12 protein-coding genes are annotated in these 13641 nt (G+C 64.5%); 3 read left to right on the top strand and 9 right to left on the bottom strand.

Translation table 11 applies throughout. The features are described 5' to 3' along the window. Nucleotide 1: 1 nt before the first annotated feature. Nucleotides 2-1216 (bottom strand): aspartate aminotransferase family protein, encoded by a 1215-nt coding sequence (locus J6595_RS09680; protein ID WP_209594273.1) that lies wholly within the window; start codon nucleotides 1214-1216, stop codon nucleotides 2-4. A 427-nt stretch (nucleotides 1217-1643) separates the two neighbouring features. Between J6595_RS09680 and J6595_RS09675 the strand changes: the two genes are divergently transcribed. Beyond that, complete coding sequence (locus J6595_RS09675; RefSeq protein WP_209594272.1) at nucleotides 1644-2186, top strand: GcrA family cell cycle regulator; 543 nt, start codon at nucleotides 1644-1646, stop codon at nucleotides 2184-2186. Nucleotides 2187-2322: 136 nt separating this feature from the next. Here the strand turns inward: J6595_RS09675 and J6595_RS09670 are convergent, their stop codons facing one another. The 5 genes from J6595_RS09670 to radA all read right to left on the bottom strand — a co-directional run bounded on the left by J6595_RS09670 (nucleotide 2323) and on the right by radA (nucleotide 7803). Then, the gene (locus J6595_RS09670) at nucleotides 2323-3246 is read right to left on the bottom strand and encodes a S66 peptidase family protein (RefSeq protein ID WP_280890697.1); all 924 of its coding nucleotides are present in this window, start codon (nucleotides 3244-3246) and stop codon (nucleotides 2323-2325) included. A gap of 13 nt (nucleotides 3247-3259) precedes the next feature. After that, a complete protein-coding gene (locus tag J6595_RS09665) occupies nucleotides 3260-4000 on the bottom strand; it encodes an SDR family NAD(P)-dependent oxidoreductase (protein ID WP_209594271.1) in 741 nt (246 codons plus the stop codon). Between the two features lie 45 nt (nucleotides 4001-4045). Continuing rightward, nucleotides 4046-5497 carry an amidophosphoribosyltransferase gene (gene purF, locus J6595_RS09660; RefSeq protein WP_209594270.1) on the bottom strand — a complete coding sequence of 484 codons (1452 nt, stop codon included), beginning with the start codon at nucleotides 5495-5497 and terminating at the stop codon, nucleotides 4046-4048. A gap of 107 nt (nucleotides 5498-5604) precedes the next feature. Further along, on the bottom strand, nucleotides 5605-6246 hold the full coding sequence (locus J6595_RS09655) for a CvpA family protein (RefSeq protein ID WP_209594269.1): 642 nt from the start codon (nucleotides 6244-6246) through the stop codon (nucleotides 5605-5607). A gap of 132 nt (nucleotides 6247-6378) precedes the next feature. Further along, complete coding sequence (radA, locus tag J6595_RS09650; RefSeq protein ID WP_209594268.1) at nucleotides 6379-7803, bottom strand: DNA repair protein RadA; 1425 nt, start codon at nucleotides 7801-7803, stop codon at nucleotides 6379-6381. Nucleotides 7804-7940: 137 nt separating this feature from the next. On the opposite strand from radA, the gene J6595_RS09645 reads away from it, so the two are divergent. Continuing rightward, the gene (locus J6595_RS09645; protein ID WP_209594267.1) at nucleotides 7941-8516 is read left to right on the top strand and encodes a hypothetical protein; all 576 of its coding nucleotides are present in this window, start codon (nucleotides 7941-7943) and stop codon (nucleotides 8514-8516) included. Nucleotides 8517-8521: 5 nt separating this feature from the next. Further along, nucleotides 8522-8953: a hypothetical protein gene (locus J6595_RS09640; RefSeq protein ID WP_209594266.1), complete on the top strand. Its 432-nt coding sequence runs from the start codon at nucleotides 8522-8524 to the stop codon at nucleotides 8951-8953. Here J6595_RS09640 and alr read toward each other — a convergent pair. The 3 genes from alr to J6595_RS09625 form a co-directional block, all read right to left on the bottom strand. After that, the gene (gene alr, locus J6595_RS09635) at nucleotides 8932-10119 is read right to left on the bottom strand and encodes an alanine racemase (RefSeq protein ID WP_209594265.1); all 1188 of its coding nucleotides are present in this window, start codon (nucleotides 10117-10119) and stop codon (nucleotides 8932-8934) included. The two genes, J6595_RS09640 and alr, sit on opposite strands and share 22 nt — an antisense overlap. 145 nt (nucleotides 10120-10264) lie before the next feature. Then, nucleotides 10265-11215, bottom strand: coding sequence for a Csu type fimbrial protein (locus J6595_RS09630; RefSeq protein ID WP_209594264.1), 951 nt, complete (start codon nucleotides 11213-11215; stop codon nucleotides 10265-10267). Between the two features lie 8 nt (nucleotides 11216-11223). Next, nucleotides 11224-13638 (bottom strand): fimbria/pilus outer membrane usher protein, encoded by a 2415-nt coding sequence (locus J6595_RS09625; RefSeq protein ID WP_209594263.1) that lies wholly within the window; start codon nucleotides 13636-13638, stop codon nucleotides 11224-11226. Between the last annotated feature and the right edge of the window lie 3 nt (nucleotides 13639-13641).

Below are 13641 nucleotides of genomic sequence, written 5' to 3'. Positions count from 1 at the left end.
CTCATGCACTGGCGCGCTGCGCGGGCGTCGATAGTGCGGCAGCTGCCGCCTCGATGCGCTCCATGGCGGCGCGGATCTCGTCCTCGGTGATGATCAGCGGCGGCAGCAATCGCACGACGTTGTCGCCGGCAGGCGCCGCAACGACGCCCTCGGCGCGCAACGCTCCGATCATCTCGTAATTCGGCACTTGCATCTTGAGGCCGATCAGCAATCCCTCGCCGCGGATCGTCTCGACCACGTCCGGATAGCGGTCGGCGAGCGAAGCAAGCGACTGCTTGAAGAACAGGGCCTTGCGGCGAACCTCCTTGAGGAAGCCATCCTCCAGGACCACGTCGAGCACGGCGTTGCTGACGGCCATGGCAAGTGGATTGCCGCCATAGGTCGTGCCGTGGGTCCCCGGCGTCATGCCCTTGGCCGCCTCGTCGGTGGCAAGGCACACGCCCATCGGAAAGCCGCCACCGATCCCCTTGGCCGAGGCCATGATGTCGGGTGCGGCGCCGGAATGCTCATAGGAGTAGAAGCGGCCCGTGCGTCCGACGCCGGTCTGAACCTCGTCATAGATCAGGAGCAGCCCGTGCTCGTCGCAGAGCTCGCGCAAGCCCACGAGGCACTGGGGCGGAACGGAACGGATACCACCCTCGCCCTGGATCGGCTCGATCAGGATCGCCGCCACCTCGGGCCCGGCCGCCGCCTCACGCAGCGCTTCGTGGTCGCCGAAGGCGAGCTGATCGAACCCTTCGACCTTGGGGCCGAAGCCTTCGAGATACTTCGCCTGCCCCCCGGCGGCGATCGTCGCCAGCGTCCGGCCGTGGAAAGCGCCTTCGAAGGTGATGATCCGGTAGCGTTCCGGATGGCCGGAGACATGGTGATAGCGCCGCGCCGTCTTGATCGCGCATTCCAGCGCCTCGGCGCCCGAATTGGTGAAGAAGGCCCTGTCCGCGAAAGTGTTAGCGGCAAGCCGCTCGGCCAGCCGGCGCTGCCCGGGGATCTCGTAAAGGTTCGAGGTGTGCCAGAGCTTTTGCGCCTGGTCCGTCAGGGCCGATACGAGATGGGGATGCGCATGGCCGAGAAGGTTGACGGCGATGCCGCCGGCCAGATCCATGAACCGTCGCCCGTCGCGCGTCTCGAGCCACACGCCCTCGCCACGCTCGAAAGCGAGCGGCGCGCGTGCATAGGTCTCGTAGAGCGGCGATTTGTCCTGTGGCGTCTGGTTCATGTGCTCAACTCTTGTGGGAGCCCGTTCGATCGGTCTTCGCGAAAGCTCCTGAAAACGTCAAAGCCTGCCGAAGGGCAGGCTTTGCATGCGGGTCCGATATCTCGGAAGCGCCTGTATAACATGCCGTCTGTGATGGCGCGAGGCAAGGGCCGAGGGATTTTCGCACTGCCGAAGGCGCCTGGATCAAGGGAAGGTGTAATTTCGTCGCCGCAACCCCATATTCGCTGGGGAAAAACATCGGAACGGGCGTTTGACGGGTCACCGACTCTTGTCAGCGAGTCAGCAGATACGGTAAATTCCCCTCCAGATACTAGACTTCGAGCGGCGGACCTAGTCTCACCATACATCTTGTATCCTCATTCGCGCCACGTGCTGCGCGGAGGGTGAGCGGATTCCGGCCGTCGCTTCTATCGAAAGGAGCCACCTTATGGGTTGGACGGACGAACGCGTCGAAATGCTGCGTCAGCTCTGGTCCGAAGGCCATAGTGCCAGCCAGATCGCCGAAAAGCTCGGCGGCGTCAGCCGCAATGCCGTGATAGGCAAGGTTCATCGCCTGAAGCTGGAATCGCGGATGAAGCCGGCGGTCGAGGCAAAGCCGGTGCCCGTCGCCGTCGCCGAGCAGGTCGTTGCGGCCGCGCCGCGCGTCGTCGCGACGCCGGTGGCCGCCCAGGCAGTTCAGCACAGCCGGCCCGTCGCACGGACCATGGGGGCGACGGCGCTCAAGGTCGAGATCCAGGAAGATATGGAAGAAGCGCCGGAGCCGCTCGAGCGCAAGGGCGCGGAAATCGTGCCGATGATGCGCAAGCTCTCGCTCGTGCAACTCACCGAGCGGACCTGCAAATGGCCGATCGGCGATCCGCTGTCGCCGGACTTTCATTTCTGCGGCGATCATTCGGGCGATGGCTCGCCCTATTGCGCATTCCATGCCAAGCTCGCCTTCCAGGCAGTGGAGCGCCGCCGGGCACGCTGAAACGGCGTACGAAACGATCATGCTCAAGACCGAAAGCCCGGGGCGGGACACTGCCACGGGCTTTTCGTTTGGCGTCAAGTGGGCACGATCGGGGCGGGCGCGTTTAACCAAAGCCTGGGGTCTGCTCGGCGGCCTCCTACAGGACGATCAGCCTGCCCTCATCGGCGTCGAGCCTCGCCGGACCGCCAATCCTGACGGCCTCCATGCCATCACCGTGACCGATCGGCAGACCACCCAGCACCGGCACGTCCATATGGCGAAGGTGATCGGTCAAAAGCGCGATGATCGTCGCCTCGGCCTTCGGCGAGGAGCCGGTGAAGCGTCCGATCGCAAAGCCGGCGACGCCGTCGAAACATCCGCCCTTGCGCAGCATCGTCAGCATCCGGTCGACCTCTCCGGGATGCTTGCCGACGGCCTCGAGAAGAACGATCGCTTCCTTGAGAGACGGCAACGCCCAGCCGGCTGCCGTCGCAACGAGATCGAGATTGCCGCCGACGAGGCGCCCCTCGATCTGCCCCGATGTCGTCAGCACAGCGGTCGGCTCGCCCGAGGAACGCGTGACGACCCGCGGCTCGGTTTCCATCAGCGCGGCGCGAACGGAGCCTGCGGCGTCCTTGTGGCTGGCGCTCTCCGCCATGCCGAAAACCGCGCTGTGAACTCCGACGAGCCCGCAGTCGCGCTGCATCGCCAGATGCAGGATCGTATTGTCGCTGAAGCCGACGAACCATTTCGGGTCGCGGCGGAGGGCCACGAAATCGATGTCTCCGGCAATGCGGTAGGAGCCCTTGCCGCCTCGTGTGGCGATCACGGCGCGCACCGTCGGATCGTTGAAGGCATCGTTCAGATCGGCGAGACGTTTCTCGTCCGTCCCGGCGAGAAAGCCGTGCCGGCAAAGGACATGCGTGCCGTGCTGAACCTCGAGTTTCCACGATGTCAGAATCCCAGACAGCCGTGCCAAATAGCCTTCGTCCACGAAACTTGCGGGGGAAACGAGCCTAACGACATCGCCCTCCTGCAGAAGCGGGGGGCGTAGAACCGGCGGCAGAGCCGGCGCCTTCATAGGCTCTGCAGCCTCAGGCCGGATTCTGATAGGTCAGGAACCGGTTCTCCCTGACGTCGAAGATCTTCCCCGTCTCCGTCACGTCGTCATAGGCCAGCGGCACGATCTTCGCCGCCACCTCGCGGGCCGTCGGCAGCGACTTCGGATCCTCGCCGGGCATCGCTTCCGCGCGCATTCTTGTGCGCGTCGCGCCGGGATTGACGGCGTTGATGCGAAGGGCGGTGTTCTCGGTCTCGTTCGCCCAAGAGCGGACCATCGCCTCGCAGGCCGCCTTCGTCGCGGCATAAAGCGACCAGTAGGCCTTGGCCGAATGGGCCGCGCCCGAGGACATGACGATGGCGCGGCCGGCATCAGAAGCGCGCAGCAGCGGATCGACCGAGCGGATGAGGCGCCAGGTCGAGGTGACGTTGATGGCCATCGTCTTTTCGAACACCTTCGCCTCGATATGGCCGATCGGCGACAGGACGCCGAGCATTCCCGCATTTGCGACCATGACGTCGAGCTTGCCCCAGCGCTCCTTGATGGCGCCGCCGAGCCGGTCGATACCGCCCATGTCTGTGAGGTCGAGGGGAACGAGGGTGGTCGTCCCGCCGGCCGACTTGATCTCGTCGTCGAGCTCTTCCAGCCCGCCGACGGTGCGCGCGAGCGCGATGATGTGGGCGCCCTCTGCCGCCATCTGCTTGGCGATCTGATAGCCAATGCCCCGCGAAGCGCCGGTGACCAGCGCGATCTTGCCCTCGAGCCGTTTCGTCATGGCCGTGCCCTCCCCTTGGATCGTTTCCCGTCCCGCCTCGCCCGCTCAGCCCGCGCCGCCGAGCAGCGACAGCTGGCGGACATTGTCCGCCCCGTCCTGGTCGGTCAGCGAGGTCGGATAATCGCCGGTGAAGCAGGCGTCGCAGAACTGCGGAGAAATCTTCGAGCGCTCCGGCTCGCCGCAGGCGCGATAGAGCCCGTCGATCGACAGGAAGGCGAGCGAGTCCACCTGGATGAAATCGGCCATTTCCTGGATCGTCATGCGCGATGCGAGGAGCTTGGCCTTTTCAGGCGTGTCGACGCCGTAGAAACAGGAGGCCGAGGTCGGCGGCGAGGCGATGCGCATATGCACCTCGCTGGCGCCGGCATCGCGGACCATCTGGACGATCTTCTGACTGGTGGTGCCCCGCACGATCGAATCGTCGACGAGCACCACCCGCTTGCCCTTCAGCATCGCGGCATTGGCGTTGTGCTTCAGCTTGACGCCCATGTGGCGGATCGAGTCGCTCGGCTGGATGAAGGTACGGCCGACATAGTGGTTGCGGATGATCCCGAGCTCGAAGGGAACCTCGGCTTCCTGGGAATAGCCGATCGCGGCGGGAACGCCGGAATCGGGCACCGGGACGATCAGATCCGCCTCGACATTGCTCTCGCGAGCGAGCTCCATGCCGATCTTCTTGCGGATGTCATAGACATTGCGGCCTTCGACGTTGGAATCGGGCCGGGCGAAATAGACGTATTCGAAGATGCAGAAGCGCGCCCGGCGGGCCTGGAAGGGAAAGACACTTTCGATGCCGCTCTCGGAAATGACGACCATTTCGCCCGGCTCGATGTCGCGAATGAAGTCAGCGCCGATGATGTCGAGAGCGCAGGTCTCGGAGGCGAGGATCAGCGAGCCCTCCAATTCCCCGAGAACGAGCGGCCGGATGCCCAGCGGATCGCGCACCCCAATCAGCAAATTGGCCGACAGGCCGACGAGCGAGAAGGCGCCCTCGAGCCGGGACAGCGCGTCGATCAGCTTGTCGACGAAGGCCCGCGCGCCGCTGGTCGCCACGAGATGCAGGATGGTCTCGGTGTCGGAGGTCGACGAGAAGATCGAGCCGCGGCGCTGCAGTTCGCGCTGAACGGTCATGGCATTGGTGATGTTGCCGTTGTGCGCGACCGCAAAGCCGCCCGCCGAAAGCTCGGCAAAGAAGGGCTGAACGTTGCGAAGGCCGCCCCCGCCGGTGGTGGCGTAGCGCGTATGGCCGATCGCCGATTGCCCCGGCAGCCGCTCCAGAACCGACGCCTTCGTGAAGGTGTCGCCGATCAGACCGGCATGTCGCTCGACGTGGAACTGGGTGCCGTCATGCGACACGATCCCGGCCGCCTCCTGGCCCCGGTGCTGCAGCGCGTGCAGCCCCAGCGTCACGACGGCGGCCGCGTCCGCCCTGTGGAAAATGCCGAAAACGCCGCATTCTTCATGCAGCGTGTCGTCGCCGAATGGCGTCTCGTCCATGGCTTACTTAGATTCCGCTGGCTGGTGTTCGGATGTCGGACATATAGCGCCTGCGGGCGAAAGGTGCGAGTCGCAAGTCCCGCACGGCCCGTTCACGCTCTGAACGCTCAATTTGCCGCGCCGTTGTCGCTGTCAGGCTCAGGGCTCGTCGGCTCGGCGCCCTGAATAACGCCATCGACCGATGTCGGTTCGTCGCCGGAAGGCACGGCTCCCTCGCCGGCCTCGCCTTCGCCGTCTTTCAGCTTGTTGATCTGATCCATGACCAAGCCCTCGGGATTGTCCGGAAGGGCCGCGACGAGCTGCTTTCCGAGATCGTCGAGATAGGGCTTCGATGCGGCGTTGGCGATCCAGGTCGGCTGGTTTTCGGGCGCCAGCCAGTTGAAGAACAACATGGCCACGACGACGAGCAGCAGGCCGCGCACCGCGCCGAAGATGAAGCCGAGCACCCGGTCCAACGCGCCGATCCGGCTGTCGATGATGAAATCGGCGATCTTCAGCGTGATGAAGGAGACGATGATCAGGGTGACGATGAAGATCGCCGCCGCCGATGCCGCCATCGCGACCGTGCGCGAGGAGATGTACTGTTCGGCATAGGGCGTGAGGTCGGCATAGAACAGGAAAGCGACGATCGCCGCGACAGCCCAGGCGACGATCGACAGAACCTCGCGTGAGAAACCGCGCACCATCGCAAGGAGCGCGGAAACCAGCATGATCGCAACGAGAATCGCGTCGAGGAGAGTGACGGGCATGAATTACGCCTTCGGAACCTTGCGAGGATTGGCTCAGTCGCGCTGAGCGCGCGACACCCCATTACCGTTTTGCGACGGGATTTTCACTAAAAGATTCAGGAAAGAATTAAGGGCGCGGATTCACGCGGGCGATCAATCCCATTCGCCGGCCTCTTCACCGACCTCTCCGCCGGCCCGCGCGATCACCCCGGAAGCGACCCTTGCGACGAGATCGGGCAGCGCCTCGACCTCGGCAACGCTCATGCCTGTCGATTTCGGCAGATCCGCGCTCGCCACCGGCAGAACGGCGCTGGCAAAGCCGAGTTTCTCGGCCTCTTTGAGCCGCTGCGTCGCATGGGCGACGGGGCGGACGGCGCCTGAAAGGCTGATCTCGCCGAAATAGACGCCATCAGCCGGCAAAGGCGCGCCCGACAGCGAGGAGACCAGCGCGGCCGCCACCGCCAAATCGGCGGCGGGCTCGGAGATGCGGAACCCGCCGGCGACATTGAGATAGACGTCGTGCTGGCCGAGCCTGACGCCGCAATGGGCGTCGAGGACGGCGAGCACCATGGCGAGCCGCGGCTGGTCCCAGCCGACCACGGCGCGGCGCGGCGTGCCGAGCGCAGACGGCGCGACCAGCGCCTGGATCTCCACCAGCACGGGCCGCGTGCCCTCCATTCCGGCAAAGACGGCGGCGCCCGGCGATTTGGCGTTGCGCTCGCCGAGAAAGAGCTCCGACGGGTTGGCGACCTCGCGCAGGCCCTCCCCGCCCATCTCGAAGACGCCGATCTCGTCGGTCGGGCCGAAGCGGTTCTTCACGGTTCTGAGGATGCGGAAGTGATGGCCGCCCTCGCCTTCGAAATAAAGCACGGCGTCGACCATGTGCTCGACGACGCGGGGGCCGGCGATCTGGCCGTCCTTGGTGACATGGCCGACGAGGATGACGGCAGAGCCCGAAGACTTGGCGTATTTCACCAGCGCCTGAACGCCGGCGCGGACTTGGGTGACGGTCCCCGGCGCCGATTCGGCGAAGTCGGACCACAGGGTCTGGATCGAATCGATGATGAGCAGATCGGGACGCTTGGCCTCGGCGAGCGTCGCGAGGATGTCCTCCACATTGGTCTCGGCCATCAGCTGGACGTCGGTATCGGCCGCCTTCAGCCGCTGGGCCCTCAGCCGCACCTGCGCCACTGCCTCCTCGCCCGAGACATAGACGACCGAACTGCCGCGCCGCGCCAGCGCCGCCGCCGCCTGCATCAGAAGCGTCGACTTGCCGATGCCGGGATCGCCACCAATCAGGATCGCCGAGCCCCGCACGATGCCGCCGCCCGTGGCGCGATCGAGCTCGGCGATGCCGGATATGATCCGCGGTGCCTCCTCGATCTCGCCCGACAGCGGCAGCAGCGCAGAGGGCCGACCCTTGCGCTTGGAGCCCCGCTGCGGCCCGCCGCCGATGCCGCCCGAGGCGTTCTCCTCGACGATGGTGTTCCACTCGCCGCAGGCGTCGCACTTGCCCTGCCAGCGCGTGTAGACCGCGCCGCAGGCCTGGCAGATGAAGGTGAGCTTGGTTTTGGCCATGAGGCGGGATTAGCGGATGGCGGGCGGGGACGGAAGGGCAGCACGCCAATTGGAAATGACGATTATAAATTGCATTTGGGTTGACGCAGCGCGCTCTCAATGTTTTCTTACGTAAGGAAATATAGCGAGAATCTCACATGAACGCGCTCATTGATCTGATTTCGCTGACATTGACAGTGCTCCTGCCCATTGCACCGGCATATCTTCTGTACAAGACTCTGCCGAGTAGCGGTAATGTAAACGGAAATCTTCACAATATCCGGTTTAAGCTAGGAGGAGGCGCCGCGGGATATCTTACAATACTGCTGATCGTAATAAATTTTATGCGCCCGATGGAAATAAGCGCGCCAAGATATGAGATGGTTGAGATGCAAGGAAATGTAAAGATTGCGGGCATCCCTCATAGCAATATAGATCTTCGACAGTTTAAAATTGGAATAACACCCAGAAAATGGGACCAAGAGGGTTTTTCTGGAGCAAGTCAAATCAAGTGGAATGCGTCCATCCCAAAGAAGATAGATGCTAAGAATTCATCTCCTTGGTTCTTTACACACTTTGTCATCTCATATCCAGATCATAATACTATAAATATAGCTTTACAAGATGGGAAATATGACGAGAGACTTAAACTGGTAAATTTTGAAACTATGACGTTAGATCCTAGCCCGTCTGAAACATTAGACGCCGTAATTGTGCTTTCAACCGAGCAGTGAGAAAAATGATCAATTTTTTATATCCCCGCGTAGCGATTTTTTCGTCGACGCTATTATTTTCGTCTTTTGCGAACGCTGAAGGCGTTTTCGGCCAACTTGTTTCGATGGACGTTCTCGATCCAGAGGAACGCGCGAAAATAATTTCGAGAGGGCATCACGCAAGCCTATACGATTTCGCCGAAGCTGAAAGTATAGAATCCGAAGTTCCTATATCAGACCAATCGATCAAGATATGCACAGATAAAGGTGAGTGCAAAGAAGTCGTCACGAACAACAAAGGTTATTTTCAGTTCGACTATATCCCTAGTGGTAATTATGAAGTCAAAACTATCGGCCCGGATGGGCAATTGTTGTCAGCAAAAATTATAGTTAAGGCTGGCGAAAGAAAAGGTGTAAAATTAATCACGCCCAGCGCTCATTCCAATCTATTGAAATAGTCGAGGTCCTTAACGGCCATTCTTGCTACACGCCTCCCCAAACCCGTCAACAACTCATACGCGATCGTCCCCGCCGCGTCCGCGACGTCGTCGATCGCGACGTTCGGCCCGAAAAACTCCGCCCGCACTCCCGGTTCGACCAGATCGGCCGGAACCTCCGTGACGTCGAGCAGCGTCAGGTCCATCGACACGCGGCCTAGCACCGGCACGTGATGGCCGGCGACGAAAGCCATGGCCCCCGGCCGCGTCTCGCGGAGCGGGACGCCTGCCCCGGAGGCGGCGCGCAGATAGCCGTCGGCATAGCCGAGGCCGACGGTGGCGATGCGGGTGTCGCGGGAAAGCTTGGCCGCCGCGCCGTAGCCGGCGGCTTCGCCGGCCTTGGCGGTGCGCACCTGCAGGACGGCCGCAGTGAGGGTCGCGACGGGTTTCAGCTGGCCGTCGGATGGTTCGCCGGCGCGGCCGCCATAGAGCGCGATGCCGGGGCGCACGAGGTCGAAGGCGAAGTCCGGACCGAGAAAGCTGCCGGCCGAGTTGGACAGCGAGCGCTCGATGCCGGGGAAGGCTTCGGTGAGAGCGAGGAATTCGGCGTGCTGGGCCTTGCGCTGCACGGTGCCTTCGTCGGCGCTGGCAAGATGGCTCATGATCAGACGGACATCGAGGGTGCCACCTGCTATTGCCGCCTTGACGATCGAAAGTTCGCCGGCATCGATGCCGAGGCGGTTCATCCCGGTCTCGAACTGCAGGGCTGCGGCGGCTCGGGCGTCCGCCCGCTCCAGCCCTTCGCACCAGTTCGCGATCTCGGCGAGATTGGACAGGACCGGGATCAGCCGGGCGGCGAGGCAGGCGGGGACATCTGCAAGGTACACGCCCTGGAGGACATAGATCCGCGCGTCGCCATATCCTGCCGCATTGAGACCTTCGCGGAGCGAGACGCCCTCTTCCACCCAGGCGACGAAAAAGTCCCGGCAGCCCGCTTCGAACAGCGCCTTTGCGACGCGGGTTGCACCGAGGCCGTAGCCGTCAGCCTTCACCGCAGCGCCGGTGCGGGCCCTGCCGCTGAGGGCATCGAGGGTGCGCCAATTGGCCTTGAGGGCTTCAGTGTCGATGGTGACCCACGGCATGCGGGACGTGGGAGAAACGGATTCGCTCGAACGCGCTGCGGGCATGATTGCTTTCTCGTCTTCAAGGCCAACCGGTCCGGCCCCCCACCCGGTCCGCGCGGAACCTATCAGACAATCGCCGCGCCCCGCCAATCCGCAGCAACGCAAATTTTCTGGTGAACGCGCTACGGAGCCCGCAGGGCGGGAGACGCTACTGGTAGGTGATCGTCACCACCACGGTGTCGGAATAGTTTCCCGGCGCCGCCGACTGCGGTGGAACGATGCCATAGACCGGTACGGTCTCCTCGCCGACACCCGTTCCCCCAAGCGTATCGGAACTCGTGCCATCACCCCAGGCGACGGCTCCACCGCTGTCGTTATAAAGCCCGTAGGACACATAATCGCCCGCCGTCGATCGCATGCGCCGGGTGCTTCCATCAGAATAGAGTCCCGCCCCCATCGCGATGGCATAGCTGGCGCCCGGCGTGCAGGTGACGTCGAGGTCGGCCTCGGCCGAAATGTCCGCGTCGATGAGCCCTGCCGTTCCGAAGTCGAGGTCCTGCGCAACGACGAGGCAGTTTGCGGCGACGTTGGCCGAGACTGTCAGGCTACCCGTGGCAGTGCTCGCGGAAGCGGGCGAGGCGCAATCGAGGTCGCTGCCTTCGGCATAGGCGAGCGTCACCGTGACGAGGGAGCTGTAGGCTCCGGTCGAGGCGCTGGTCTGGCTTCCCGGCACCCGGCCATAGACCGTCATCTCGGCCGAAGCCGAGCCGTCGGAGGTGGCAAGTGTCACGCCTTGCGGCTCTCCGAGGCCCGCCGCGTCGTTCGCGCCCCATCCCGTCGTCAATCCGGAGTCGGCATAGAGCCCGTAGGAGAGCGTCGTATCGCCGTTGGACAAGAGCCGGTAGCCGGCATCGCTCCCGCCCGTTCCCGCCCCCAGACCGACGCAGACCCTGACGGAGGCGGCGCTGGCGTCGCTGCAGCTGATCGACAGATCGCCGTCGGCGGATGTCGGCGAGGCCGCGAGCGTATCGACCGCACCGAAAGCCAACGTCCCGCCGGTGACCGAGCAGGTCGCGGCGGCGGCCGGGCGCACCGGCATCACCGCCGAGGCGAGGAGAAGGACGAACGCCCCGAGGGCGGAAACCAAAATCAGACGCATGCGTGCCCTCATTGCGCGAGGCAGGGAATGTCGGAAATCACCACCTGGTCGCCGTCCGCCGGGCGGTAGCCGAAGGTGGCGTGGCAGGTCGTTTCGTCGGGAAGGTGGAGCACCACTAGGTTCTCGCTGGTCAGTCCCTTGACGTAGGCCTGGCCGTCATAGCCGACGACGAAGGGTTCGTCGTCGCCACTCTCGGAAACGCTGCCGGTCGTGCCGACCGGCAGAAACGCGCCGGCCCCGTCGCGGAAGCTGACCAGTGCGGCTCCCCCCGCAGCCTGGCGGCCGAAGGTGACGACGCCGCCGCTCCGGTCGGCCGGGATGATCGTCGCCCTGGTCCTTTCGACATCAGCGTCGAGGGGCATTCCGGTGGGATCGATGCCGAGGCGGTTGCGCTCGTAGGAACGAAGGTCGGTCACCAAGAGCTTGCCGTTGGCGCCGGTGATGCCGACCGGGCGGTTCTCGCGAAGCACCGTCACGCCCGGCCCGCCGGCATCGACAACCGCGAAGGCGTCGTCGATCGGATCGGCGAGAAAGACGCTGTCGTCGAGCACCGCCACCGCCCCCGACACGCTGGCATTCGCCCAGGTCGCGGACCCGGACTGGCGCACTTGGCCGCGCATCTCGCCAATGCCGGTCCTGACCCCGGCACTGGCGTTGGCGCGGGTGGTGTCGCCGGTTTGCGCCTGAATCTGCCAGGCGACATTGCCGACCTCGTCCTTGCCCGGGTGGCTGAGGGCGATCGATACGCCGCTGGCGGGGTCGCTGCCATAGGCCGTGCTGCTCGCCGTCGTGCCGCCACCGATCGGCATGGAGAAACTGGTGAAGGCGCTGAGCCCTCCGTCTTGGAGGTCGGCGGAAGCCGTCGCCGTGAAGGAGCCCCCGAACAGCGGGCGGCCGAAGGACAGGCTGGCGATCTTGCCGCTCTCGCCATCGCTCTCGGTCACAGCCGTGTAGCTCAGGCTGACGCTGCCTTTCGCCGCAGGAAAGGACAAGGTGACCTGGTCGATGGCTCGGGCCACCCCGCCGGAAAAATCCAGGCCGTCGTCATGGTCGTCATGGTCGTCGTCACCGCAGTCGCAGGCGGAGACGGCGGCGATGTCCGCGAAATCGCCGAAGCTGCGTTGGACATGTCCGCGCAGCTTGAAGTGCCCCAACTGCGTCTCGGCGGAAGCGTCGAGGAGAAAGCCTGTGCCGAGGGCGCTGGAACTGGCTGCCCCGGCGACCGATCCGGCGCCCCAGGCACCGAGCGGCGCGGAGAGGCCGATGCCGGCCTCTGCGAGATCGGCTCCGAACTCGCCGTGGCCTTCCAGCGTCAGCCGGTCGCTTGCGCCCCAGCGCAGGCTCGCCGAACCGTAAGGATCGGCATCGTAGCGGTCGTAATCGGTGCCGAAGCCGGTCCGCGGCACGCCGATCTCGGCGGAATAGTCGACAAGGCCGGCGCGCAGCAGCCGGTCCGAGACGAAGTAGTCGCTCTCCGTCACCGTCTCGTTGCCGTTTTCATCACGGACGACCAGCCGGGCCGTCCCTGCCCCGGTGATGATCGGAAGGTCATCGATCTCGAATGGTCCCGCATCGACCTTCTGTGAAAAACGGCGGGAGTTGTCGACGAAGACCTCTGCGGTCGAGGGCACCGCGGCGGTCCCCGCGACGCTGGGGATCGGAATGGTGACGAGACCGGACCGGAGGCCGAAATTGCGCTGCACCTGAAAGCCGAGGAGCCGGGTCGGCCGCGTCCAGCTCAAGCCTCCGGTGATGAGATCACCGGCGACGTAGCGCCGCAGCGACTGCGGATCCGAATAGGACCAGGAGGAATTCAGGCGCCGGAGTTCGCCCCTCGCCAGGAGATAGGACTGCTCGGCCACCCCCAGCGCCCCGAAGGCCCGCCCGTCGAAGCTGCCTGAAATGCCGTCATAGACGAACTCGTGGTTGTCGAACCCGTATGTGGTGTTCGCATTGAGCGTATAGTTCAGGACGGCGCCGGGACTGCTGACGACGGCATTGCGCGGGTCGCCGGCGTCGAGCGGGTCGATGCGGGCCGCTCGACCCGAAAGTTGCTTCGGCAGCCTTGCCGAATCCGGCGCTGTGAACGACAGGGTCTGTGCCGAAGGGTCGAAGTCGACGACGACACCGGCCAGCCGCGCCAGCGCGATGCGGCCGTCGGCCATCGCCGCCGACGGCTCGGGCCGAATCCCGACATTGCCGAGCTGGTCCCGATCCATGGTCAACGTGCCGTCCGGCTCTTCGTGGACCTCCGCGACCAAGCCGGTCGGCGCCCCGTTAACGAAGACCTCGAGCTGCAGATCGACCGGCGCCAACGTCCCGGCAGCAGGAGCCGCCGGCCCCGGCGTGTCGAGAACCGACATGTCGAGGCCGGTCGCATCGGCCAGCCCCGCCGCCGACAGAAGCAGGGCGGCGGACAGCACGAG

It is taken from the genome of Jiella mangrovi (assembly GCF_017815135.1).
GTDB lineage: Bacteria > Pseudomonadota > Alphaproteobacteria > Rhizobiales > Rhizobiaceae > Jiella > Jiella mangrovi.
This window is presented reverse-complemented; position numbering and strand designations above follow the sequence as displayed.

Excerpts from the sequence above, each read along its gene's own strand:
- J6595_RS09630 (WP_209594264.1), bottom strand. The coding sequence starts at position 11,215 with ATGCGTCTGATTTTGGTTTCCGCCCTCGGGGCGTTCGTCCTTCTCCTC.
- J6595_RS09670 (WP_280890697.1), bottom strand. The coding sequence starts at position 3,246 with ATGAAGGCGCCGGCTCTGCCGCCGGTTCTACGCCCCCCGCTTCTGCAG.
- J6595_RS09655 (WP_209594269.1), bottom strand. The coding sequence starts at position 6,246 with ATGCCCGTCACTCTCCTCGACGCGATTCTCGTTGCGATCATGCTGGTT.
- J6595_RS09675 (WP_209594272.1), top strand. The coding sequence starts at position 1,644 with ATGGGTTGGACGGACGAACGCGTCGAAATGCTGCGTCAGCTCTGGTCC.
- J6595_RS09645 (WP_209594267.1), top strand. The coding sequence starts at position 7,941 with ATGAACGCGCTCATTGATCTGATTTCGCTGACATTGACAGTGCTCCTG.
- purF (WP_209594270.1), bottom strand. The coding sequence starts at position 5,497 with ATGGACGAGACGCCATTCGGCGACGACACGCTGCATGAAGAATGCGGC.
- J6595_RS09665 (WP_209594271.1), bottom strand. The coding sequence starts at position 4,000 with ATGACGAAACGGCTCGAGGGCAAGATCGCGCTGGTCACCGGCGCTTCG.
- radA (WP_209594268.1), bottom strand. The coding sequence starts at position 7,803 with ATGGCCAAAACCAAGCTCACCTTCATCTGCCAGGCCTGCGGCGCGGTC.
- alr (WP_209594265.1), bottom strand. The coding sequence starts at position 10,119 with ATGCCCGCAGCGCGTTCGAGCGAATCCGTTTCTCCCACGTCCCGCATG.
- J6595_RS09640 (WP_209594266.1), top strand. The coding sequence starts at position 8,522 with ATGATCAATTTTTTATATCCCCGCGTAGCGATTTTTTCGTCGACGCTA.
- J6595_RS09680 (WP_209594273.1), bottom strand. The coding sequence starts at position 1,216 with ATGAACCAGACGCCACAGGACAAATCGCCGCTCTACGAGACCTATGCA.